The sequence below is a fragment of the Streptomyces sp. NPDC045287 genome, from assembly GCF_056432325.1.
In genome coordinates, this window is record NZ_JBWKJG010000002.1 from 459,746 (window position 1) to 483,064 (window position 23,319).

A 23,319-nucleotide genomic window follows, 5' to 3' on the forward strand; every position below is an offset into this window, starting at 1 on the left:
TCCGCCGGACGATCGTTCGCCGCCCCCGGAGCGATCAGGGTTCGGGCATCCGTGCAGGGCGAAGTCCTGAGGGAGGACCATGGGCAACACATCCCCGACGCCGACGACCTGCCTGCACTGCCGGGCACCCCTCCCGCGGACGGCGGGACCCGGCCGGCCGCGTGCCTACTGCGACCGGAACTGCCGGCGCCGCGCCCAGCGCCGGCGGCGCCAGGAAGGCGGCGCACGCCGCCCCGGGCACCACTTCCCCGCGGCGCTGGGCATCGCCCAGGACCTGCAGACCGCGGTGGCACGCCTCCTGGAGGTGGAGCACGCGCACGAGGACCTCGCCGGTCTGCTCGCCCAGGTGCGCCACATCGGCGCCGAACTGGACCACTACGCCGCCGCGGCCGTCAGCGACGCCCGCTCCCGGGGAGCCGACTGGGACGAGGTGGCCCGGGCGGCGTGCCAGAGCCGGTCGACGGTCCGGGCCCGCTGGGGCGAGGCGGTCGTCGACCGGCTTTTCCGCAACCGGGCGCAGGAGCGCTCCGCGCGCCCCGGCCGAACGCCGGCGCCACCCGCGGCCCGCCACGAACTCCTCGCGCACACCGGGGCGCCCGCACCCGACGCCGCCCAGGTCGCCCGGCGCGCCTCGCGGAAGGTCGCTTCCGCGCTGTCGTTCCTCCACCGGCACAGCGCCCTGTCCGTCGAGGACGTCGCCGAGCGGACGGGCCTGTCACCGTCGTACGTCTCCGGGGTCCTCTCCGGCGAGCGGCTGCCCCCGTGGACGGCCGTGCGGCTCCTGGCCGAGGTGTTCGGCGCCGACCCCACCGACCTGCGACCGCTGTGGGAAGCGGGCCGGGGCCTCGCCCGACCGACCGGACCACCGCTGCGCGAAGCGGTGGCGCGCCTGTCCGGCGCGCTGCGCGGCACGTACCTGGCGGCCGGCTGCCCACCGTACGAACGCGTCGCCCGCGCGAGTGCCGGCCTCCTCCGGGCCGACACGGTCGAGAACGCCCTCACCGGACGCACGGTGCCCTGCTGGGAGACGACGAGCGCGCTGCTGACCGCCCTGCACGCCCCGCCGGGAGACCTGCGCGGCCTGTGGGAGGACGTCGACCACGCCTTCCTCGTCTGCCTGGCGGCCCCGCCGCACGACGGCCCCCTGCCGGACCACCTCACCCACCCGGACGCATAACGCCCCGTCCCCCCCCAGGAGCCCTCTTGCTCCGTGCCAGAGGACGAAACGCCATGGTCCCGAGCCACCTAGCACATGACCGGAGGGGCAAGCCGGATCTCGGCCAACCACCGTCCCCCCGCGTCGTGACGATCTCCCTCCCGGTCGAGTACACCGCCTTCTGCCTGCTCTACCAGAACGCCTACCACCGGTACGCCGCCCAGCGGTTGCGGGACGTTGCGACCGCACGGGCCTGCGTCGAAGGCGCCCTGGGCGAGCTGGTCACCATCTGGCCCTCCGTCCTCAGCAGCGCGCGCCCCTCCGCCGTCGCCTGGAGGGTCCTGTGCACCTGGGTGAACCGCGCCGTGGGCGGCGGCAGGGGCACCCCGCTGCCGGCACCCGTCGCGGACGCCGTGCTCCTGCGCGACGAGCTCCACTTCCCCAAGGCAAAGATCGCGGCCGTCATGGGGCTGGACGAGGCCGCCGTCACCGCGCACCTGCGCACCGCGGCCCGCATGGCGTCGGGAAAGCCCTGACGCGCGCCGCCGGACCGGCCGCACCGGCGCGGCCGTGCCCGGATCCTGACCGAAACGCCGTCCGCAGAACGGGTACCGCGGCCCGGGACCTACCCCGTCCCCTCACCGCGTCCCTAGCATTGGCCCCTTCCTGCCGAAGCTCCAACCGATCGACGCGGCGAGGTCCGGATGCGCGGGGAACCGCTGAGCCCGAAAGACATCGACGTCACCACCCCCAGTGTCGCGCGCATGTACGACTACCTGCTGGGTGGCGACGACAACTACGACTCGGACAGAAAGGCGTGCGAGGCCCTCCTCGCGGAACTGCCCAGTACGCGCGAACTCGCCCTGAACAACAGGCTGTTCCTCCAGCGCGTCGTGCGCCACCTGGCCGCGGAGCGCGGCATCGACCAGTTCATCGACCACGGCTCGGGCCTTCCCACCCGGGACAACGTGCACGAGGTCGCCCAGCGGGTCCACCCGGAGGCGTCCGTCGTCTACGTCGACAACGACCCGATCGTGCTCGCCCACGGACGCGCCCTGCTCGCGACGAACCGGCACACGACGGTCCTCCAGGCCGACATGCGGGACACCGACTCCATCTTCGAACACCCGCGAACGCGCCGGCTCATCGACTTCTCACGGCCGGTCGCCGCCCTGTTCGTCTCGGTCCTGCACTGCCTCCCCGACGCGGACGACCCCGCGGGCCTGGTCCGCGACGTGATCCGGAGGCTCGCCCCGGGAAGCTGCCTGGTCATCTGCCAACTCGTCAGCGAGCACCCGCGCGTACGGGCCTTCGTCACCGACTTCATGCACCGCACCACCCAGGGGAACTGGGGCCGGGTCCGGGAGGAGGACGAGGTCCGCGCCTACTTCCAGGGGCTCGACGTCATCGACCCGCCCGGGCTCGTCGAGGTCTCCACGTGGCTGCCGGACAACGATCTCGCACCCCGGCAGAAGACCTTCGAATGGAAGGAGTGGGGGGGAGTGGGCATCGTGCCGTGACGCGCCCGGCGCGGCTCGCCGCCGGGGCGCGCGGCGGCGGTCACAGCAGGTTCTTCATCTCCTCGAGCGACTGCTCGGGGGTCAGGGCGCACGCCGCCAGCCGGTCCAACTGCATCTGGTACTTCTTGACGTGCTGGGGGTCCTGGCTGAACACCGAACCGATCAGGTGCTCGATGTAGACGGAGCTGGCCAGGTCGGACCGGGCGAACTTCAGGTGCGTGACGTTGTTGCCCAGCGGAACCTGCTGCGTCGCGGCCATCCGCGCGATCTGCAGGACGATGCCGGGATGGTCCGCGCAGCTGACCAGGTACTCGATCTGGGCGCGCAGGGCCGCGGGGTCGCCGAAGTCGCGCAGCAGGACGGACTCGTCGATGAGCGCCCACAGCACGGGCCCGTCCGGTTCCCACAGGTGCTGCTTGCGCGCGTTGCGCAGCTCGGCACGCCGGTCGACCTCGCTGGGCAGCAGGTCCGGATGCTCCAGCCGGATGACGGCGCGGGCGTAGTCGGGGGTCTGCAGCAGGCCGGGCACGTAGAAGTGCTCGTAGGTGCGGATGCGTTCGGCGGCCCCCTCCAGGGCCAGGAGCGGCTGGAAGAAGTCCGCCGCGACGTCGCTCCACGTCTTCCACCACTCGGGTCGGTGGCAGAGGCGGACCAGGGCCATGAACTCGTCGACGTGCTCGGGGTCGCGGACCCGGTACAGGTCCAGCAGGCTCAGCGCCTCGGCCTCCCGGCAGGCCGCCTGGCCCGTCTCCACACGGCTGGTCCGGAACTTCGAGATGCCCAGCGCCCGCTCCACGTCCCGGGGGAGCAGCTTCGCCTGCTCGCGCAGACGGCGGAGCTTGTTGCCCACGATCAGCTTCACCGCGGTGGGGTGCTCCTCGACCCGCCCCAGCGGACCGACCAACGGCTGCCGCCGTTCGGGCGGCCATGCCGCCGGCCGTATGCGGGGAGAGGACCGGACTGGTTCGGCTGCTCCCACGGGCGGGACTCCTTTCGCGCGCACCGGTTACGGAGCGCCAGTATCTCGCCGTGAGAAGCAGCCGAAACGAATGATCTGCTTTCTAGCCGGTTTTCAGTCGACTACGAAATCGAACTCGCCGTCCTTGATCCCGGCGAAGAACGCCTCCACCTCCCCGCGGGTGTAGACCAGCGCGGGTCCTTCGGGGTAGCGCGAGTTCCTGACCGCCATGCCGCCCCCCGGCAGGGCCGCGATCTCCGCGCAGTTGCCCGAACCGTTGCTGTACTTGCTCTTCTTCCAGACAACACCCGGAATCAGATTCGCCGCCACGCCGTTCTCGACGCCCTTCATCGCAGGATCCCCTCGCTCTGGTACCAGTGGTTCCAACCCCCGCGACCGTCATGCGCAATCTCGTCTGCAATTGCACGGCGGGGTGGACGGGAGACACTACTCTCAGCCACGCGAAGCGGCCGGGGCGTTCGAAGAGAACGCCTCACGGGGGCGTGAGCAGTGGTGACGGCGGCAGAGGGCGAAACCGCGGAAGACGGCAGCGGGGGTAGGAATACGGCCCGGTACGCAGGCGCGTTTGAATGGCCGGTTCGGGACTCTCGAACGAGTGATTGGATGCGAGGGCTCGAACTGGGCACCCACCCGACCGGATTCACCGCCCGCGCACTCGACCCGTCTCCCCGGAGCACGGGACGGGCCCGGCACTGCTGTGGCGCTGTCCGCGCCGGTGGAACCCGCTCGACCTCGGCCCCACGGCGACCCCCGTCGTCAGCGAGCCGGACACCGACGCCGTGCGCCACCCCTCCGGAGAGCCGCGCCCGCCGGCCGGAGGTCTTCGTCTCCGGCGACGAACTCGTCCGCTCCGTCACCGACACGGACCCCCGGCCGCCCCGCCGGAGGGACGACGGCCTCCCGGCCGACGAGGGACGCGGCCTCCACGTCGTGACGGTCCCGAGCACCTCCCGGGGCCGGAGCCCCGCACCCCTCCCGGGAGAGACCGTGTGGGCGGGCCCCTCCGGGGCCGGCCCGCGGCGCCGCGATGAGACGGGCCCCGCACGGGCGGGGGCGGACCGGCGCGCGACCGATGCCCCGGCGGACCGGGAGCGCCGCCACCGCCGTCGAGCTCCACGCCCCGGCCGGGCCCGGAACGAACCGCCGGCACGGGGAGCCGTGTTCCCCCCACCCGTCCGGAGGGGCGGTCCGGGGGCGCCGCGCGTGGCGTCCCACCTGCGGTGGGGACCGGGAGGAGCACGGCGGGCGACCGCGCATCCCCGACACCGCGTACGAGATGCGTGAGGCGTCGGCGCGCGTTTTCCCGCCGGGCGGCGCGGTGGCCGGCGCGCCGCGTGGCACCGGGCCGCGCCGGGCGGGCCGCCCGCGCCCCGGAGGACTCCCGGGCGGTGACGCGTCTCAGGGCTTCGCCGACGGCGACACGAGCACGCGGAAGTCCGGCCGGCGCGGCAGATCGGGCAGCGGGTGGGAGGGCCAGCCGCGCGCGTACGCGGGGGCCGGACGGCCGTGGGACAGCAGCACGGCGACCGGCTGCCGCAGGGCCGTCCGCGCGAGGCCCGCCGGGGTGATGCTCGCGTCGGGGCCGCCCGGCTGCCGGGAGGCGCAGCCCGCGCGGTACGCCAGGCGGACGGCCTCCTCGCCGGTCACGACGCACGGCGGCCGCACCCCGTGCGCCCGCAGCACGGCGACGATCCGCGCATGCGTCACCGTGTCGGCGCGCACCCGCCGCGTCACCGAACCGAGCACCGTGTACTGCACGAGCAGGTGTCCGGCGAGCGCGAGCGCGCACAGGCCGACCAGGGCGGGCCGCCAGGCGGTGCGGAGGCGCACGAGCCGCACCAGGAGCACGGCGACCGGCAGGGCCAGCAGGGCGTAGGCGGGGAGCAGGAAGCGGGGCGCGGCGTAGTCGACGGTGAACAGGTACGGCAGCGCGAGCACCAGCCCGGTGACGGCGGCCGCGTTCACGGCGGTGCGGTGGGGGGTGCGGACGGCCGCCCGCACACCGCCCGCGACCAGCAGGGGCAGGGCCAGGAACCACAGCGCGGTGACCGGATGCCGCCACGGCACGTCGCACGGGCGGCACAACGTACGGCCGCCCAGCGCCCGGACGTGGTCGTCCACCGCGACGTACCAGCCCAGGCCGCCCTGGATCTCCCCAGCCCGCCGCAACCGCGCCGCGAGGCCGCCGTAGCGCACGTACGCCTCGACCAGCCACTCGGCGCCACCCGCGAGCGCGCCCGCGGCGAGCACGCACAGCAGCACCGGCCGCCGCCACGCACGCACCAGCAGGGAGGCCCCGGCCAGCGGGAGGACGAGCCACACGGCGTCCGGCGGGCGCATCAGCGCCACCCACCCCACCGCGACGCCCAGGCCCACGAGAGCCCGGGAGTCACCCGGGTCACGGACCGCGCGCAGGAAGAAGCCCGCCGCGGCCAGGGCACCGTAGGCCACCCACAGGTTCGGCATCGCCTGCGGCCCGTAGTACAGCGTGAACCACAGGGTCGCGAACAGCGCCCCCGCCAACGCGAGGACCGGCGCCGGGAGCAGCGCGCGCCATGCCCGCAGGGCGAGGAACAGGCCGACGCCGGACAGCACGGCCAGCCACACCCGCAACGCGCCCGTCGAGGTGGTGACGGCCGCGACGGGCGCGGCGAGGAAGGTGATGCCGCGGGCGCGCGGCGCGCTGAAGAACGCCGCCGGCCCCTGCCGGCCGACCTGACTGACGTACACGGTCTCGTCCCAGCCCAGCCCCAGGCCCGGCGCCACCAGCGTCAACTGCGCCGTCACGAACACCGCCGCCACGGCGGCCGGCCACAGCCGGGCGCCGGCGGGCCCGCCGCCCGAACGTGGCCGCGCGTCGTGCCGTCCGGTGTGCGGCAGGCCGGCCGGACCGTGGTCGGGCGGGGAACCGGGCAGCAGACGGGATTCCCGCATGGCATGACCTCACCGGTACCGGGCCGGGACCGTCCCGGCCCTCCTGCTCCCACCCTGAGCGCGCCGGACGCCGTTCACCACGCAGGCGCTCCATCCGGCCCAACGCCCCCGGACCGCCGTTCCCGCCACCACTTCCCGGACCGCCGCTCCCGCCCCCGGACCACCACCCCCGCCGCCCCCGGATCGTCGTTCCCACCCCCGGACCGCCGTTCCCGCCACCCATTCCCGGACCGGCCGTCCGGCACGGTTCGGGGCCGTGACCGGTCCTCGCCCGCGCGTCCACGTGCCGGATTCCCTCTCCTGCGACTTTTCCGCCGAACCGGCAGAACATCCGTGATTTCCCCTCACACCCGCACGCCTTGAAATGAGCGATTCTTCTCCCGTGGTCTCCGGAATGGGACGCTCCTCTATGTGATTCCGGCCAGGGGCGCACGCGGTCGTTGACAGGATTTGTCGAATACGGCGACCATCCCACCCGAACGCGCGTTCCAGGGGGCATCGTGACCGGATCCGCATCGGAAGGGCGGACGCCGCCGATTCGACGTGCGGCGTTCAGCCGCGACCGCCCCGGCACCATCCGGACCGCCGCACGGGAGCGCGCACCGCGAACACCTTCGTAAAGGAGCGGGAATTGCGTCACAGAAATCCGGCCGGCGCCCACGGCGAGGGTGCCGGCCCCCTCGTGTCCACCCCGGCCCCGCCGAATCCGCCCGCTTTCCGGCGACGCCGGTGGGCCCGGTCCGCGGCGGCCCTTCCCGTGGCTTTCGCGGCCCTCTTCGCCTCCTCGTCGCTTCCCTCCCCCCAGGCCGCGGCCGCACCGCGGCCATCGGCGCGGGCGACGGTGACGGTCGACAAGGACCACGTCATCTACTGGAACAAGGTGTTGCTGCGGACGTTCCGCCAGGTGACCGGTGCGAGCGCGGCACCGACCGAGCTGGCCCGCGCGAGCGCCATGGTCCACACGGCGATCTACGACGCGGCCAATTCCGCGAAGTGCGTACGGGCCGTGGGGTGCCTCGGGGAGCCGTACCTCGTCAAGGTTCCGCTCCGGGCGGGGTCGGCCCCCGATGTCGACACCGCGATCGACTACGCCGCCTTCCGCGTCCTGACGGACGTGTGGCCCGCGTTCGACTTCACGGCGGACCTCGACGCGGCCCAGGCGGCCCTTCCCCCGACCGTCACGGACACCGCGCGCGCGGACGGCGCCGACGTCGGCACCCGGGCGGCCGAGGCCATGATCCAGGCCCGGGTGGGCGACGGCGCCGGCGCCGCCACCGTGTACCCCGGGAGCACCCAGCCCGGTTTCTGGCGGCCCACGGGTTCGGGCGCGGCCGTCACGCCGGGCTGGGGCCGGGTGAGGCCGTTCGCGGTGCCGGCGGTCGACCAGGTCCTGCCCCCGCTCCCGGCGGGCAGGACGTCGATGCCCGAGCTCCTGGCCAGTCCCGAGTACGCCGCCCAGGTGAACGAGGTGAAGCGGCTCGGCGGGACCACGTCCTCGGCGCGCACGCCCGACCAGACCACGGCGGCCTTCTTCTGGGCCAACGACCTCGACGGGACGTACAAGCCCATCGGGCAGATCTTCGCGAACACCCAGACCGTCGTCGCCCAGAACAAGCTGCAGACGTCGGGAACGGCCAAGCTGTTCGCCCTGCTCTCCCTCGCGCTCGCCGACGCCGGAGTCGCCGCGTGGCACGCCAAGTACGAGACACCGATCGACCTGTGGCGCCCGGAGAGCGCCATCAACCTGGACGACGACGGCAACGCCGAAACCGCCGCGGACCCGTCCTGGCGCCCCCTGTCGAAGGACCGCGGAGGCCAGAGCTTCAGCCCGCCGTTCCCCGCCTACGTCTCCGGGCACGCGACGTTCGCCGGAGCCTGGGCGAAGGTCATGTCCTTCTGGTTCCGCGGGGACGCGATGACCTTCGACGCCGGTACGGAGGACCCCCACGCCCAAGGGGTCATCCGCCGGTTCGGCAGCTTCTCGTCGGCCGCCCGCGAGAACGCCCTCGCGCGCCTCTGGCTCGGGGTCCACTACCGCTGGGACGCCGAGCAGGGACTGGCCACCGGTGACAAGGTCGCCGACCACGTGACCACCCATCACCTCGGCATGAACACCGCCACCGACTGGGTGTCGTTCGGAACCGCGTACAACAAGGACACCTGCCCGGCGCAGGGGCAGAAGCTGATCGACGAGCACAGGTGGTCGCAGTACCGGTGCGACGTCCTCGCCGACGGGGCCACCTTCCGGCTGTCGGTGAAGTGACCGCGCCGACGGGGCGCGGCCACCCCGCCGCGCCCCGGGGCGAGCCCGGAGGAACGGCGGACCCCGGCGTGCGGGGGCGGCGACCCGCCGTCCGCGCGCCCGCCCGACGTACGGCCGGCCACCGCCGCCGGGCGGGACGACGCCCCGTCCCGCGGCGCCGTGTTGCCCGTGGTACGGCGGTTCCACAGGGGACGCGCGGAGGTAAGCAGAGGTAAAGCGGGACTCAGCGGCTGGTCATGACGGGGCCAACCCCGCCTTCCGGCCCCACCGGTCGGGTATTGCTTCCTGTGGGTGAGTTTCGGCCAGAGGGGGCGTTCATGGACGAACGGCGGGACCAACCGGCAGCACGGTGCGCGGCGGCCGACGCGAAGGATCGGACGCCCTGCGAGGGGCCCCTGGTCGCGGCCACCATCATCGCCGCGGACGGTTCGGAGATCACCGGGTGCGTACGGCACAGCGCCCGGCGGCTCGCGAGCATGGACGGGGCCCGGCTGCACCCCATGGCCGCCCTGCTGCCGTGGGCGGTGGACATATACTGCCGCGCGGCCGAACTGCCGCCGTTCGCCTGGCAGGTCGGCCTGTAACGGTCCGCCGCGCGGAGAGCGGGTCTCTTCGCGGCCCGGCGGGAGGACGCGGTGGCCCGCCCGGCTCCGGAAGGACCCGCGGGGTCCGCGGTCGACGGTGGTGCGAACGCCGCACGCGGCGGCCCCAGGGCCGCGCGCACCGGCGTTCGTACCCCCGGTCGTGGAGCGACGCGCCCGGGCGCCACCCGGGCCGTGCCGGCACCGCGGGTCGAAGGGGGCACCGCCGTGTCGAACAGGCCGGTGGCGGGGCGCGCCGGGTGGGCGAGGACACCCGCAGCTCCCGGAGCCCCTGTGAGCCCGGGGCCGCGGCGCCCCCGCGCCCGGGGCGGCGACCGCCGCGCGCCAGTTCGCTCGCGCACGACCCGAAGATCCGAAATAACCGCCGATCCGGATCAATAAGCCGACCGACTTGCACCCGGAAGCAAACCACGGAAAGTCCGTCTCGCCGAAGGAAAACGGTGCGGCGCGACCTTGACTCGACACCCAGGTTCATATACATGTTTTTGTGCCGTGGCTTGGGGCTGGCTGGGGAGCGGGTGTGGGCGGCTTGGAGTCAGGAATATCCAAAAATGAATTCGGAATACTGCGCTCCCTGATCAAGGAGGCGGGCTGGAGCGGCGAGGATTTCGCGAAGGCGGTCAACTCCGTCGGTGCGGAGGCAGGACTCGCGCTTCGGTACAGCCGGGCATCGGTGTCCCAGTGGACCGCGGGGGGCCGGCCCCGCCCCCCGGTCCCGCACGTCATCGCCGAAGCGCTCTCCCGGCGCTTGGGGAGGGCGGTGACGGCGGCGGACATCGGATGGGACGACGCCCTCGGCCGCTGGGGCGATCGGAGCCTGCCGGAGCGGTTGGCCGAGCTGGCCGCGGCCGCCGGATCGGATCGGGACGCCGCGAGCAGGGTGGCGGTGTACCACCTCGCCGCGCTGGAGGACGTGGGCTGGCGCGGCGCGCGGGACCGCCCGCTCGGCGCCGGGGGGCAGGCGGGGCCGCTGGGCAGGGAAGAGCTCGAAGTGGCCGCCATCATGGTGCGGCTGCTCTCCGAAGCCGACCGCATCTACGGAGCGGGCCCCTTCAAGAGCGCGGCCAGCGGGTACCTGGCACAGATGGTCGGACTGTGGCTGCGGGCCCCCGTGGACGAAGGGCTGCGCACCGGATTCCTGGCTGTGGCGAGTCAACTCGCGCGCTTGAGCGGTTTCATGAGCTTCGACGACGAGGCACACGGTGCGGCGCAGCGGTTCTACCGCGTCTCGCTCGACCTGGCAGTCGAGAGCAACCGTCCGGACGAGTACGCCTGGACCTTGCGCAGAATGAGCGGACAGGCGCATTCGCTCGGCCATTTCCGATCGGCGATGAACCTTGCGAAATCCGCTTCCGAACTGCGCATACCCCCCGCGGGAAGAGCTTCGGTCCTGAGCCAGGTCGCAATAGCGCTGGCCGCCACGGGAGAACGCGCACAAGCCCTGCGGGAGATCCGCAGGGCAGAAAACCTGGTCGCCCAGGAGGACGCGTTGCCGACCTCCCGGGAGACGAGGGAGATCCGTGAATACCACTACGGTGTCTTCGTCTTCGACAGGGCGGTCCTGCTCAGCCACCTGGGCGACTGGGAGGGGGCCGTGGAAAACCTCAGGGAGTCGTTGCAGTACTGGTCCCTCACGGAGAGAAGGTCTCGCGCCATCGTCCTGTCCCGGCTGGCCGAACTGCAACTGAGGCAGGGGCACCTGGAACAGGCTGTCGTGACCTGGCATTCCTTCCTCGACCACTACCCCTCGCTGAACAGCAGACGGCTGCACCGCGGTATGGACAACATGCGGACCCACCTGGCCGCTTTCGGCAGGAACCCGACGGCGAAGGAACTGCTCCGCCGGGCCGCCCACGTGACGAGGACCTCCTCGAACTCCGGGTGAGAGCCCGCCGGACGACGCGTTCCGCGTCACCGGCGCCGTACGCGCCGCGGGCCGTGCGGCGCCGCTCCGCCCCCCGGCGCCCTCTACGCGTCCGCGGCACGTCCGGTGAGCCCCGCCGGCCCCGCGTCGCGCCGTGCCCGGCATCCCACCCCGTACGAGGCCGCCGAGCGCGCCCCGGGTCCGCGCACCGCGCCGCGCGCACCGCCACCGGGAGGACGCAGCCACTTCGACAACACGTCCTGCTCCTCACGGCCCCGGTCCTCACGGCCCCGCTCCTCACGGGCTCTGCCCGGCCGCGCCCGTGACCTGACCGCCCCCCGCACGCGACGGACGCGGGGTTCCGGTGGGGACCGTACCCCTTCGTGAGCCCCGGGCGAGCGGGTCCTCGCCCGGGGCGCGTACGGCGTCGGCCCCCGCCGGAACACGCCCTTCGCCCTCCACCCACCGGGCGCGCCGTCGCCCGCCCCCGCGCCCTCGGGGCCGCCCCGCATGCGCGAGCGGAAAGTCTCAGCGGCACGTGACTCCGTCAAGATCCCTTCCAAAATGGACAGTCTCCCGGCAAGAGACTGTGGCATCACGCGGGCGCCTCAGGTATCCAGAAGGAGAGCGAGCCTCCGGCGGAGCCCCGGCGCCGGAGCACGACAGGAATCGCAGGGCATCCCGGGGCGGGCCGTGAACGGATCGGCCTCCTGACGGTGCCGTCCGGCGAATCCGATGGCGCGGGACGCGGCACCTTCGACCCGTCAGACCGCCGAAGGCGGTCCGTCTCCGCTCGCGCGTGCGCCCCTTCCCTCCGGTCAGGATCCGGGAGCGGACGGACGTGTCACCGACATGGGAGCACCGGAGGCGTGTCGGTGGAACCTCGACACGCCGAAGGGCGCGTGACCGCGAACGGACGCGGACCGGCCTCGTTGTGCGAGGCCGTTCGCCCAGGCAGGCACGGACGTACGAGAGGAACAGCCCATGGCACAGACGAAGGCGCGGGAAAACCCCTCCGATTCCGGTCCCGATCCGTCGGAACCCGTCGCCGTGGTGGGGATATCCGCTGTCTACCCTTCGGCGCAGAGCACCGAGGACTACTGGGACCTCATCAGGGAGACATCGCCGCAGTGCGCGTGCGAGGGCCCCGGCTTCCCCGAGGACCCACTGCGGAACCACCGCGGGAAACGCGTGCCGGACGGCTCCTGTGCCGGGGGCGGCCTCGACGGTCTCGACGTCGACCCCGCTCGTTTCGGAATCCCTCCCGCCCAGGCCCGCTCCATGGCCCGCATGCAGATCCTCATGCTGGAGGCGGCGAGGCGGTGCATGGAGGACGCCGGCCGCACGGATCGGGCACTGCCCGGTGATCGGACCGACGTCGTCGTCGGTACCTGTCTCGGGTTCGACCGCCACTACGCCAACGCGTTGCGCGTCGAGGGGGTGCGGTACGCCGACGAACTGGTACGGGGGTGCGCCGCCGCAGGGCGGGAACCCGCCGGGCAGGCGGTGCGGGAGGCGCGCGGGGCGCTGCTGCGGCACTTCGGGGGATCGGCCCACGACCGGGTGGGCGAGATGGCCAGTACCATCCCGGCCCGCATCGCGACGGCCTTCGGGCTCCACGGGCGCGCCGTCGTGTGCGAGGCCGCCGACGCCACGTCGTTCGTCGCACTGGCACACGCCATCACCTGTCTGCGGGACGGTGGTTCGGATGCCTCCCTGGTGGTGACCGGGCAACGCCGGGAGAGCGGATTCCTCCCCCACGCCCTGAGGACCAAGGGGCTGCTCGACCCGTGTTCCAGCCCCTTCTCGGCGCGCGGCCGGGGCTTCGCCCCGGGTGAGGGGGTCGGCGCGTTGCTGCTCAAACGCCTGTCCTCCGCCCTCCGGGACGGAGACCGCGTCTACGCCACGATCCGGAGCTGCGTGCTGAGGCAGGACGCGCGTCCGGGGCCCTTCCGCCGAACGGCATCGGCGGAGCACTGGGAGGAGACCCTCCGCGCGGCGTACCGTGCCGCCTCGATCCCCGCCGACTCCGTCCAGTACCTGGAGTGCGCCGGCTGCGGTGCGGCACACGAGACGGAAGCCGAGGTGGCCGGAGCGGGCGGGGTGCTCGGGCGGTCCGCCGGGCGCCCCGTAGTGGTCGGGAGCGCGCGGGACAGGCTCGGCCACACACTGGCCAACGCCGGTCTGGCCAGTGTCTCCAAGGTGGCCTTGGCCCTGTACCACCGCACGCTCCCGCCCTACTGGAGCCACGGGCGAACGCCCGAAATCGACTTCCGCGGAACTCCGTTCCGCGTACCCCGCCGTGCGGAGGAGTGGCCCGCGGACGACCGCGGCACCCCGCGCCGAGCAGCCGTGAACGGCTCCTCCGTGACGGGCGTGCTGTGCCACCTGGTCATGGAGGAGCACCGCCGGGACGAAACGCGCCCCGTCGCCCCTTCCTCACTTCCGCCCCGGCGGAAGCGGACGGCGGCCGGTGGCGCGGAACCGATCGCGGTCCTCGCCCACGGCGGGTACTTCGCGGGTGCCGCCGACGCCGACGCGTTCTGGCGCACGACCCTCTCGGGCCGCGACGGGATCGGCCCCGCCCCCGAGGCGCTCCTGAACAGGGAGCTGTACCACGCACCCGGGAAGCTCAGCCTGACGCACACCTACACGGACAGGGTCGCCCCCGTCGCGGTTCCCACCGCGCCGCCCCCCGGCCTGGACATCGACCCCCGCCGGTACGCGGAACTGGACGGGGCGCAGCGCACCGTCCTGGCCGTCGCGGGGGAGTTGTTCTCCCGCTACGACACGTCCGCGCTGGACGGCCCGGGCCTGATCGCCGTGGGCAGCAACCTCAGCCTGCGGAGGGAGCGCCGGGCCAACAGCGCACTGGCGGTCGAGGAGGTGGAGTCGGCCGTCGCCGGACTCCCGTTCCTCGCGGACCTCCCCGAGGACGAGCGGAAAGCACTGCGGGAAAAGGTCCGCGAGGACTTCGCCGCACTGGACGGCCTGTGGTCCCCGACCCTGCTCGACAGCAGCCTGGCCAGTGGCGGAGCGGCGCTCGTGGCACACGAGTTCGGCCTCGAAGCGGTCCCCCTGGCGGTCGAAGCGGCCTGCGCCTCCTCGTTGGCCGCGTTGGACGTCGCGATCGGCGCCCTGCGCCGCAACGCCGTCGACTACGCGGTGGCCGGCGGGGTCGAACTGCCGTGCAACGTCCTCGACCTCGTCCTGTGCTCGTCCCTCAGGCTCCTCTCCCACGACAGGATCAGGCCGTTCGACGCGGCCGCCGACGGGTTCACCCCGGGGGACGGCTGTGCGCTGTTCCTCCTCAAGCGGTACGCGGACGCACGCCGCGCCGGAGACCGGATCCTGGGCGTCATCAGGGGCATCGGCGCGTCCAGCGACGCCAGGTCCCTGATCGCGCCGGACGCCGCAGGCCAGTCCACGGCCATGCGGCGGGCGTTCGAGCAGGTCGACTTCGCCCCCGAGGCGGTCGACTACCTGGAGGCCCACGGCACCGGCACCGAGCTGGGTGACCGCACCGAGATCGCGGCGGTGACCGAGGTCTACGCCGCACCGGGACGCCGTCCGCTGGCGATCGGCTCCGCCAAGTCCTTCTTCGGCCACACCTTCGCCGCGGCCGGCAGCGCCGGACTGCTGCGCGCCCTGCACGCCGTACGCACCGCGACGCTCCCTCCCAACGCCGGTCTGCGGACCGTCAACCCGGCGCTCGACCTCGCCGCGATCCCGGCCACCGTCTCCTGCGAGGCGTCACCGTGGCCGGCCGTGCCCGGTCGGCCGCGGCGCGCCGCGGTGAGTTCCTTCGGCACCGGGGGCATCAACTACCACCTGCTCGTCGAGGAGCACCGGGAAGAACGCTGATGGACTTCGCATTCGACGCACAGACCCATGAGATGTGCGAGACGATCAAAGATTTCGCGCGGGACAGGCTGGTGGGGCCGGACGCCTTCGACCCCGACGACTTCCGTCGGCGCTGGCGCCTCGCCGGTGAACAAGGAGCCCTGGGAACCGTGGTTCCCGGCGCGTACGGAGGACTGGGCCAGGGAGCCGTCACCGCGGCCGCGGTCATGGAGGCGCTCGGGTACGGCTGCACGGACACGGGGTTCGTCTTCTCCCTGGGGGCGCACCTGTTCGCCTGCCTCACGCCGATCGTCGACTTCGGCACCGAGGAACAGAAACGGCAGTGGCTCCCCCCGCTGTGCTCCGGCGAGCGGATAGCGGCGCACGGCATCACCGAGCCGGAGGCCGGTTCGGACACCCTGGGCATGCGGACCCGTGCCGAGCGCCACAACGACGTCTACGTCCTCAACGGAAGCAAGTCCTTCACGACCAACGCGCCGGTGGCCGACGTCTTCGTCGTGCAGGCGGTGACCCGCCCCGGAGGCGGCTGCTTCGGCCTGACCTCCTTCATCGTCGAGGCCGACACACCGGGACTGACGGTGGGCCGGTGCTACGAGAAGACGGGGTTGCGCGGCTCGCCCATGGCGGACGTGCACTTCGACGACTGCGTGGTCCCGGCACATCGGATGCTCGGCCCGGAGGGCGGCGGGTTCGGTGTCTTCACGACCTCGATGGCGTGGGAACGCACGTGTCTGTTCGCCCTCTACCTCGGCACCATGCGGCGCACCCTGGAGGCGTCGATCGCCCACGCCAACGAGCGGCGGCAGTTCGGCACCGCGATCGGCGGCTTCCAAGCGGTGAGCCACCGCATCGTCGACATGACGCTCCGCCTCGAATCGGCGCGCCTGGTGCTCTACCGCGCCGCCTGGGGCCTGGACCGCGGCAGCACCGACGAGGTCGCACCGGCTCTGGCCAAGCTCGCGGTCAGCGAGGCGGCGGTGCAGGTCGGCCTGGACGCCGTACGGATCCAAGGCGGCCTCGGCGTCCTCCACGGCCAGTCCGAGACCGCGCTCCGTGACGCCCTTCCGGCCCGGATCTTCTCCGGCACCAACGAGATCCAGAAGAACAACATCGCGCGTGCGATGGGGCTGAGGGGAAAGCCCGCCCGCAGGCGGAAATGAATCATCGAGGAGAAAAATGGATGTAGTGGTCCATCGTATAAGGCTCCGGGAAGACACCGACGCGGGCGTCTTCGAGGAGTGGGTCAGGGAGACCGACTACGCCTCCTGCCGGGAACTGCCCAGCGTGGTCTCGTTCAGCGTGCAGAGGATCACGGGAAGCACCGCGGAAGAACCTCGTGCGCATTACTTCGAAGTCATCGCGGTGACCAGCGGACCGGAGTTCGAACGGGACACGAAGACCGAGACCTTCCGTCGCCTGGCCGATGAGTTCGACGTCATGGCCGAAGTGGTGGGGGAGTGGTCGGGGGAACGGATCGAACCCGGATACGCCGCCGACCGGGCCGACGCGAACGAGGAACCGCCCCGGGGGAACGCATGACCATCGAGGAGCACCTGATCGCCTACATCGCCGACGCCTGGCTGGACGGCGACCCCGACGGGCTCGACGGGAAATCCCCCCTCATCGACCTCAACATCGTGGATTCCTCGGGAATCTTTGAGCTGGTGCACCACCTGCAGGCCGAGTACCGGATCACGGTGCCGCTGCGCGAAGTCTCACCGGACAACTTCCGGAACGTCGAAACGATCGCCGCCCTGGTCGCACGTCTGCGAGAGGAAGGAAAGAACCGGATATGACGAACACCTCCGAACCGCGGGAAGACATGCCCCACCTCAGTCGACGGGTCCTGGACGTCATCGCGTCCCACACCCTTTACGACAGGTCCCGGCTCACGCCGGACAGCACCCTGGAAGGCGACCTCGGCATCGACTCGGTCATGCGGGAGGAGATCCTCGCGTCCGTCAAGGAGCGGCTGAACCTGCCCTCGGACCTGCCGTCGGACCTGTCGACCATCCAGGAGGTGCTCGACGCCGCGGCGGACGCCGCACAGGGGGCACCGGACGCCGCAGTCGACCCGGCGCCGGCCCCGGGCGCCCCGCCCGACCGTCCCGGGAGCCTCCACGACGCGGTCGTCGACACGATCCTCCGCCACACCCACTACCGGAGGCACCAGCTCGACCTCGACGCCGACTTCGAAAGCGAGCTCGGCCTCGACTCCGTGACCCTCGCCTCCGTCGTGGAGGAGGTCTCCGCCTCCTTCCGCCTCCCGGACACCGCGACGAGCGCCGTGACCACACGGACCATGCGGGAACTCGTCGCCGCGCTGGACGCCTGCCGAACCGGCGCGCCCGCCTCCCCCGCGCCGGCGGGGACACGGCCGGAGACGGCGGGTGACGGCCGGGACGACCGCTCCATGAAGGACTTCCGGGAGAAGCGCGACCCCGACCTGTTCGCCAAGGCCCGCGACTTCGGCGCGCACCTCCGCGAGCGGCGGAAGGAACAGCTCTACTGGTACGGCATGCCCGCCCACTCGCGGTCCGGCAGCCGCACCGTCATCTTCGACGAACTGGCCGGCCGCAAACGCGAGTTCCTCATGTTCGCCTCGAACAACTACCTCGGCCTGGCCACCCACCCCCGGGTGGTGGACGCCATCTGCGACGCCACCCGCGCCTACGGGGCCACCCACACCGGATCGCGCATCATCGGCGGCACCCACCACCTCCACAAGGAACTGGAGCGCCGCCTCGCCGCCTTCAAGCAGCGCCCCGCCTGCATCGTGTATCCCGGCGGGTACTCCGCCAACCTCGGAGCCATATCGGCCCTGGCGAAGCACTACGACGCGGTCGTCATCGACAAGCTGAACCACATGAGCATCGCCGACGGCTGCAAACTGTCGGGGGCCGTCCGCCGGATCTACCAGCACAACGACATGGCCGACCTGGAACGCGTCCTGGAGCGCTGCGCCGAGGAAGCGGCGGGAAAGCTGATCGTGACCGACGGCGTGTTCAGCATGCACGGCGACATCTGCGACCTCCCCGGGATCCTGGCCCTCGCCCGGAAGTACGGAGCCAGGATCCTGCTCGACGACGCCCACGCCACAGGTGTCCTCGGGAGCCGCGGCGCGGGAACCGCGGAGCACTTCGGCCTGAAAGGGCAGGTGGACCTCGAACTCGGCACGATGAGCAAGGCCCTGGCGGGCATGGGCGGGTTCGTCGTCGGAGAGGAGGACGTGGTCGAGTACCTGCGTTTCTACTCGAACTCCTACGTCTTCGCAGCCAACATCCCCGCCGGTGTCGCGGCCGGCCTCATCGCCTCCCTCGACGTCATCGAGTCGGAACCCGAGCGGATCGAGCGGCTGTGGCTCAACATCCACACCCTGCGCGCCGGGCTCCTCGACGCGGGCTTCGACCTGGAGAACAGCGAGAGCGCGATCCTCCCCATCGTCATAGGAGACGAGCGCAGGGCCCTGGAGATGGGCCGGGCCGTACGCGCCCGCGGCCTGTTCTGTCAGACCGTCGTCTTCCCCGGCGTCCCGCTCGGCGACGCCAGGCTGCGCATCAGCGTGACCTCGGAACACACGCAAGAGGACCTGGCCGAAGCGGTCGGCATCTTCACGGAAGCCGGCCGTGAGACCGGTGTCCTGCCTCCCGCGGCGTGAGCGGAAGCGGAGCATCGAGGAGACCGGTATGAAGCCGAACAGCGAGAGCACCACCACCCCCTCCCCGCTGGTCCGCCCGCTGCGGGACCTGTCCCCGGAGCAGGCGTCGAGGCCGGCGTTCGTGGGCGCGCGGCCCGTCACCTACGGAGAGCTCGCCGGGAGGGTCCACGCACTGGCCCACCACCTGCGCGACCTGGGCGCCGACCGTGGCACCCGCGTCGCGATCTGGATGGACAAGCGTCCCGAGTACGCCGAGGGGATGCTCGCCGCCCTGCACGCGGGCTGCGTCTACGTCCCGTTGGACGGCCGGCAGCCGCAGGCCCGGGTCCGAACCATCCTGGCGGACGCCGAACCACTGGTGCTCCTCACCGACCACCACCACCTGGCGAGCCTCGCGGAGGACCCCCTGCCCCCTTCCGTCGAAACCGTCGTCGTCACGGGCCCGGGACGGACCGGCGCCCCCACGGCAGGCTCCGCCCGCGTCCGTGCCTGGGACGCCCTCACCCCGCCCGGACCCGACCGGGACACGGCGCTGCCCGAGCCGGAGCCCTCCGACATCGCCGCGCTGCTCTACACCTCCGGGTCGACCGGCGTCCCCAAGGGGGTGAAGATCTCCCACCGGAACCTGGCCAACTTCATCACCTGGGCACAGGGGGAGTTCGACGTCGGCGCCGACGACGTCTTCGCCAACCATGCCTCCTTCAGCTTCGACCTCAGCACCTTCGACCTGTTCGTCGCCCTGTCGGTCGGCGCGGCCGTGTGGATCGTCGAGGACGCGCAGACGCGGGACGTCGCGGCGCTGGCGGCCGGCATCCGGGAGTACGGCGTCACCGTCTGGTACTCGGTGCCCTCGATCCTGCACCTCCTGGTGGCGTCGGGCGCGCTCACCCCGGAGACCACCGCCGGCCTGCGGTACGTCCTCTTCGCAGGTGAGGTCTTCCCCCTTCCGCAACTGCGGGCACTCGCGGAGCGACTGCCCGCGGACACGGCGCTGTACAACCTGTACGGGCCGACCGAGACCAACGTGTGCACCTACCACCGGGTCCGGCCCGAGGACGTGGAACGCGACGCGCCCCTGCCCATCGGCAGGCCGATCACCGGCGTCCGGCTGTCGATCGTCGACGAGGCCGGCCGGCCGGTCGAAGGCCCGGGCGCCTGCGGGGAACTGGTCGTCGCGGGGGACTGCGTCACGCCCGGGTACTGGCGCAGGGAGTCGGAACCGGCCGCCGCACTGCACCGCCAGGGCCGCCACGCCACGGGGGACATCGTCGCCCGCGAGGACGGGGTGTTCGTCTACCAGGGGCGCAAGGACCGCATGGTCAAGCTCTCCGGCTACCGGGTCGAGCTCGGCGAGGTCGAACACGCCGCCCTGCGGCACCCCGCACTCGCCGAAGCGGCGGCCGTGGTGGAGGGAGAGGGCCCCGCCGCCCGGCTCGTCCTCTTCTACACCCTGCGCGCCGACGCCCCGAAACCGGGCCTGCTGGACCTCAAACGGCACTGCGCGCGGCACCTGCCCGTGTACATGCTGCCCGAAGCGGCCAGGTGCCTGGAGACGCTGCCCCGCAACGCCAACGGGAAGACCGACTACCGGCTGCTGAGCGGCACGGGCGTCGAACCGCGCGGTCACGCGGGGAAACGGCCATGAGATGAGGAAGGACCCCATCCCGTGCCACGGGTCGGGCACGCCCCGCGGGGAAAGGGGCGGACCGCCGGGAAGCGGGCCGGCGCGCGGGGGCACAGCGGCCGGCACCGGCACGCGGGCCGCGCCGGAGGACGCAAGGGTCGAAGATCCCGCGACCACCGTCGCCGGGGAACTGGAGCTGTGCCCCGCCCGGGCCCCCCACACGGTCCACGCGGGGCGGCTCACCCTCACGGCGGTGTCCCTCACCTGGCTGCGGGGGCTCGGCCCCGACGAGCGGAACGCCTTGCGCGCCCGTCATCTGGCCGCATCCGAGTCCGGCCTCGATCCGGATCCGCACGGGCCCGCCCGGGGGCTGGAGCGGTTCGCGGGGAGACTCGCGGTCAAGGTCGCCGTACGGTCCTGGCACGTCAGGCACACGGGCACCCGCATGAGGACGCGGGACGTCCGCGTCGACACCGTCCGGAGCGGCCTGCGGAGGGGAAAGCCCTTCGTCAACGCACCCGTCGGGGTCAACCTGTCGCATTCCGGGGAGTTCGCCGTGGCCGCCTGCGGGCCCGGCGCAGTCGGCATCGACCTGGAGCGCAACCGCGCCATGGGACCGCACCTCACCTCCCTCCTCGCCTTCGACGGCGACACGGAGGGCGGGGGGCCGGGCCATCGGCTGCGGACCATGCCGCTGCCGCTGCGCTGGGCCTGCAAGGAGGCCGTACTCAAGTACCTCGGCTTCGGTCTCCGGTTCGGCGCGCGGGAAGTACGCCTCACCGACTGGCGCGCCGACGACCGTTTCACCTGGGCCCCCGGCCCTCTGCTGGCGCCCTACACGCCCCTCCTCGGGGAGGGGGTGGAGAGCTGGGCCCACGACGACGTGGGCGGCTACTCCCTGGCACTGGTGTGGCGTCGGCCCCCCGGCCCGCAGGAGCACCCCGCGGACCGGGGGCGGTGAGACGCCCGGGCGCGTCCCGCCGGCCTCCGGCGGGCACCGCCGCTACGCGTGGGACAGGACGAACGACGTCAGGAAACCGCACACGGTGATCACACCGATGGCCAGGTGGGCTTCCTCGAACGCCTCCGGGATCATCGTGTCGGCGATCATCGCGAGGACCGCCCCGGCCGCGACCGCGGTCACGGCGGCGACCACCGCGGTCGACAGGGCGCCCACCACCGTGTAACCGAGCAGGGACGAGACGGCGCTCGCGGCCGTGATGGAGCCCCACACGCCGAAGACGTACCCCGGTCCGCGGCCCGCCCTCCGCATGCCCGCGGCGCTCGACAGGCCCTCGGGCACGTTGCTGATGAACACGGCCGCGACCGTCACCAGGCTCACCGCGCCGCCGTCGAGGAGGCTCACCCCGATGACCGCGGACTCCGGCACCCCGTCCAGCAGGGCGCCGAGGGCCAGGGCCGCGCCCGATCCCGCCACCTGCCGCTCCGAGGGCTGGCCCCGCAGGTGCCCGGACCGCTTGCGGTGCCGCGCGCCGCGCCGGGCGAGCCACACGTTCCCGGCGGTGTACGCGAGGGCGCCCGCCACGGTCCCTCCGGCGGCGGGCGCGAGGCCGCCCTGCTCGTACGCCTCGCCGACGAGCTCGAAGGACACGGCGGAGATCAGCACACCGGCGCCGAACGCCATCACGGAAGCGATCAGCCACCGCGGCACCCGCACCGCGTACCCCACCACCGCGCCCACCAGCAGGGCCGAACCGGCGAGCAGGCCCCAGCCCGCCGCCACCAGAGCATCGATCATGATCACCCGTCTACCCGCGCGGACGGCGCCCTCACGCGCCCCCGGCGCTCACGCCTTCGAGCCGCCACCGACTGCCGTACGGCCGCCGGGCGCGTCCACCGGCCCGACCGCGTCGCGCGCACCGGTTCCCCGCCCGCCGGCAGGGCCCCGCTACAGGAAGTTGTTGGGCCAGATGATCGTGCGCCACATGTGCGCGACGGGCGAACCGTCGAAGCCGAGGCCCTGCTCGGGCTGGCGGAAGTGCCGGCCGATGACGTCCTCGAACTCGCCGACGTCGATGTCCTCGTCGCTGTCGAAGGTGTAGAGGTCGTTGAGGGTGACCAGGCGCGCGGTCATGTACCAGCGGTGCGCGCGCACGTGCCGGTACGCCTCGCGGACGTGGTCCGGCGGGCTGTACCGGGCGCCGAAGAACGTGCGGTACGCCTCGGGGTAGTCGTAGCCGACGGCCGGATCGGGAAAGAACCGCAGGATCTCGTGCTGGCGGATCGCCCAGGCGACCTCCTCGGTCACGTACGGCTCCACCATCTGCGCGCCCCAGTGCCCGTGGTGGCTGCGCAACAGGCCGCCGACGGCGATGTCGTGCAGGAGGCACGCCAGGACCACGGTCTCGTCCAGCCCCTGTTCGCGGGCGCGGCGGGCGCTGTGCAGCATGTGCCGGGCGGTGAAGGGCTCGAGGCGCAGCCGGAAGAAGTCGGCCAGCGAAGGCCGCTGCGGCATCCGGGGCAGGGCGGGGTTGTCGCCCATCATGAAGACCCGCCCGGGACGGAGCCGCTCCAGCAGGTCGTGCCCGGTGGAGTGGAGGGCGGTGCCCATCGTGGCCACCGGGGGCAGGGCGGTCATCCGCACCAGCCCCTCCTGGCCGTGCCGCTGCCCGGCAGGGGGAGGGATCTCCGGGCCCGGCCCGGCGGGCACCCGGTCGACGGCGATGCTCACGTGCTCGGCGCTCCTTACCGCACCACTCCCCGGCCCGGTCTGCCGGGGACGTCCGGGGCAGGAACGACGCCCTCCGCGGCCCGGTCACTCCGGTACCCGCCATTCGGGTGAACGCGGTCATGGGCGCCCTCACGCGTGCAGCCGGTCGCCGAAGGCGTTCTCG

The 23,319-nt window shown here is 72.8% G+C and carries 18 protein-coding genes; 13 read left to right on the forward strand and 5 right to left on the reverse strand.

All coding sequences use genetic code 11. The features are described from left to right. Positions 1 to 79 precede the first annotated feature (79 nt). The 3 genes from AC07D6_RS05180 to AC07D6_RS05190 all read left to right on the forward strand — a co-directional run bounded on the left by AC07D6_RS05180 (position 80) and on the right by AC07D6_RS05190 (position 2,676). Positions 80 to 1,177 carry a helix-turn-helix domain-containing protein gene (locus tag AC07D6_RS05180; RefSeq protein WP_479042095.1) on the forward strand — a complete coding sequence of 366 codons (1,098 nt, stop codon included), beginning with the start codon at positions 80 to 82 and terminating at the stop codon, positions 1,175 to 1,177. Between the two features lie 125 nt (positions 1,178 to 1,302). Beyond that, a complete protein-coding gene (locus tag AC07D6_RS05185) occupies positions 1,303 to 1,692 on the forward strand; it encodes a hypothetical protein (RefSeq protein ID WP_479042097.1) in 390 nt (129 codons plus the stop codon). A gap of 168 nt (positions 1,693 to 1,860) precedes the next feature. Then, positions 1,861 to 2,676, forward strand: a complete 816-nt coding sequence (locus AC07D6_RS05190; RefSeq protein ID WP_315877903.1) for an SAM-dependent methyltransferase — start codon at positions 1,861 to 1,863, stop codon at positions 2,674 to 2,676. Between the two features lie 40 nt (positions 2,677 to 2,716). Here the strand turns inward: AC07D6_RS05190 and AC07D6_RS05195 are convergent, their stop codons facing one another. The 3 genes from AC07D6_RS05195 to AC07D6_RS05205 all read right to left on the reverse strand — a co-directional run bounded on the left by AC07D6_RS05195 (position 2,717) and on the right by AC07D6_RS05205 (position 6,589). Continuing rightward, entirely contained in the window at positions 2,717 to 3,538 is an 822-nt protein-coding gene (locus tag AC07D6_RS05195; protein WP_315877902.1) for a helix-turn-helix domain-containing protein, read from the reverse strand. A gap of 210 nt (positions 3,539 to 3,748) precedes the next feature. After that, positions 3,749 to 3,985, reverse strand: coding sequence for a DUF397 domain-containing protein (locus tag AC07D6_RS05200; RefSeq protein WP_315877901.1), 237 nt, complete (start codon positions 3,983 to 3,985; stop codon positions 3,749 to 3,751). A 1,068-nt stretch (positions 3,986 to 5,053) separates the two neighbouring features. Further along, complete coding sequence (locus tag AC07D6_RS05205) at positions 5,054 to 6,589, reverse strand: hypothetical protein (protein WP_315877900.1); 1,536 nt, start codon at positions 6,587 to 6,589, stop codon at positions 5,054 to 5,056. Between the two features lie 841 nt (positions 6,590 to 7,430). Between AC07D6_RS05205 and AC07D6_RS05210 the strand changes: the two genes are divergently transcribed. The 10 genes from AC07D6_RS05210 (at position 7,431) to AC07D6_RS05255 (ending at position 21,425) form a co-directional block, all read left to right on the forward strand. Beyond that, positions 7,431 to 8,852 carry a vanadium-dependent haloperoxidase gene (locus tag AC07D6_RS05210; RefSeq protein ID WP_479042101.1) on the forward strand — a complete coding sequence of 474 codons (1,422 nt, stop codon included), beginning with the start codon at positions 7,431 to 7,433 and terminating at the stop codon, positions 8,850 to 8,852. A gap of 317 nt (positions 8,853 to 9,169) precedes the next feature. Beyond that, entirely contained in the window at positions 9,170 to 9,436 is a 267-nt protein-coding gene (locus AC07D6_RS05215) for a hypothetical protein (protein ID WP_479042103.1), read from the forward strand. 538 nt (positions 9,437 to 9,974) lie between these two features. Continuing rightward, positions 9,975 to 11,339, forward strand: a complete 1,365-nt coding sequence (locus AC07D6_RS05220) for a hypothetical protein (RefSeq protein WP_479042105.1) — start codon at positions 9,975 to 9,977, stop codon at positions 11,337 to 11,339. 963 nt (positions 11,340 to 12,302) lie between these two features. Continuing rightward, positions 12,303 to 15,182 (forward strand): beta-ketoacyl synthase N-terminal-like domain-containing protein, encoded by a 2,880-nt coding sequence (locus AC07D6_RS05225; RefSeq protein WP_479042107.1) that lies wholly within the window; start codon positions 12,303 to 12,305, stop codon positions 15,180 to 15,182. Then, positions 15,182 to 16,342, forward strand: a complete 1,161-nt coding sequence (gene redW / locus AC07D6_RS05230) for an L-prolyl-[peptidyl-carrier protein] dehydrogenase (RefSeq protein ID WP_315877895.1) — start codon at positions 15,182 to 15,184, stop codon at positions 16,340 to 16,342. Before AC07D6_RS05225 ends, redW begins: the two co-directional genes overlap by 1 nt. A 16-nt stretch (positions 16,343 to 16,358) precedes the next feature. Then, complete coding sequence (locus AC07D6_RS05235; protein WP_479042109.1) at positions 16,359 to 16,721, forward strand: RedY protein; 363 nt, start codon at positions 16,359 to 16,361, stop codon at positions 16,719 to 16,721. After that, complete coding sequence (locus AC07D6_RS05240) at positions 16,718 to 16,978, forward strand: acyl carrier protein (RefSeq protein ID WP_479042110.1); 261 nt, start codon at positions 16,718 to 16,720, stop codon at positions 16,976 to 16,978. Before AC07D6_RS05235 ends, AC07D6_RS05240 begins: the two co-directional genes overlap by 4 nt. After that, on the forward strand, positions 16,975 to 18,840 hold the full coding sequence (locus AC07D6_RS05245; RefSeq protein ID WP_479042112.1) for an aminotransferase class I/II-fold pyridoxal phosphate-dependent enzyme: 1,866 nt from the start codon (positions 16,975 to 16,977) through the stop codon (positions 18,838 to 18,840). Before AC07D6_RS05240 ends, AC07D6_RS05245 begins: the two co-directional genes overlap by 4 nt. Positions 18,841 to 18,868: 28 nt before the next feature. Continuing rightward, a complete protein-coding gene (locus AC07D6_RS05250; RefSeq protein ID WP_479042114.1) occupies positions 18,869 to 20,485 on the forward strand; it encodes a D-alanine--poly(phosphoribitol) ligase in 1,617 nt (538 codons plus the stop codon). Between the two features lie 232 nt (positions 20,486 to 20,717). Then, positions 20,718 to 21,425, forward strand: coding sequence for a 4'-phosphopantetheinyl transferase family protein (locus AC07D6_RS05255; protein ID WP_479042116.1), 708 nt, complete (start codon positions 20,718 to 20,720; stop codon positions 21,423 to 21,425). A 42-nt stretch (positions 21,426 to 21,467) separates the two neighbouring features. Here the strand turns inward: AC07D6_RS05255 and AC07D6_RS05260 are convergent, their stop codons facing one another. Both AC07D6_RS05260 and AC07D6_RS05265 read right to left on the reverse strand, forming a co-directional pair. Beyond that, on the reverse strand, positions 21,468 to 22,223 hold the full coding sequence (locus tag AC07D6_RS05260) for a ZIP family metal transporter (protein ID WP_479042117.1): 756 nt from the start codon (positions 22,221 to 22,223) through the stop codon (positions 21,468 to 21,470). 150 nt (positions 22,224 to 22,373) lie between these two features. Then, entirely contained in the window at positions 22,374 to 23,156 is a 783-nt protein-coding gene (locus AC07D6_RS05265; protein WP_479042120.1) for an HD domain-containing protein, read from the reverse strand. Positions 23,157 to 23,319 lie beyond the last annotated feature (163 nt).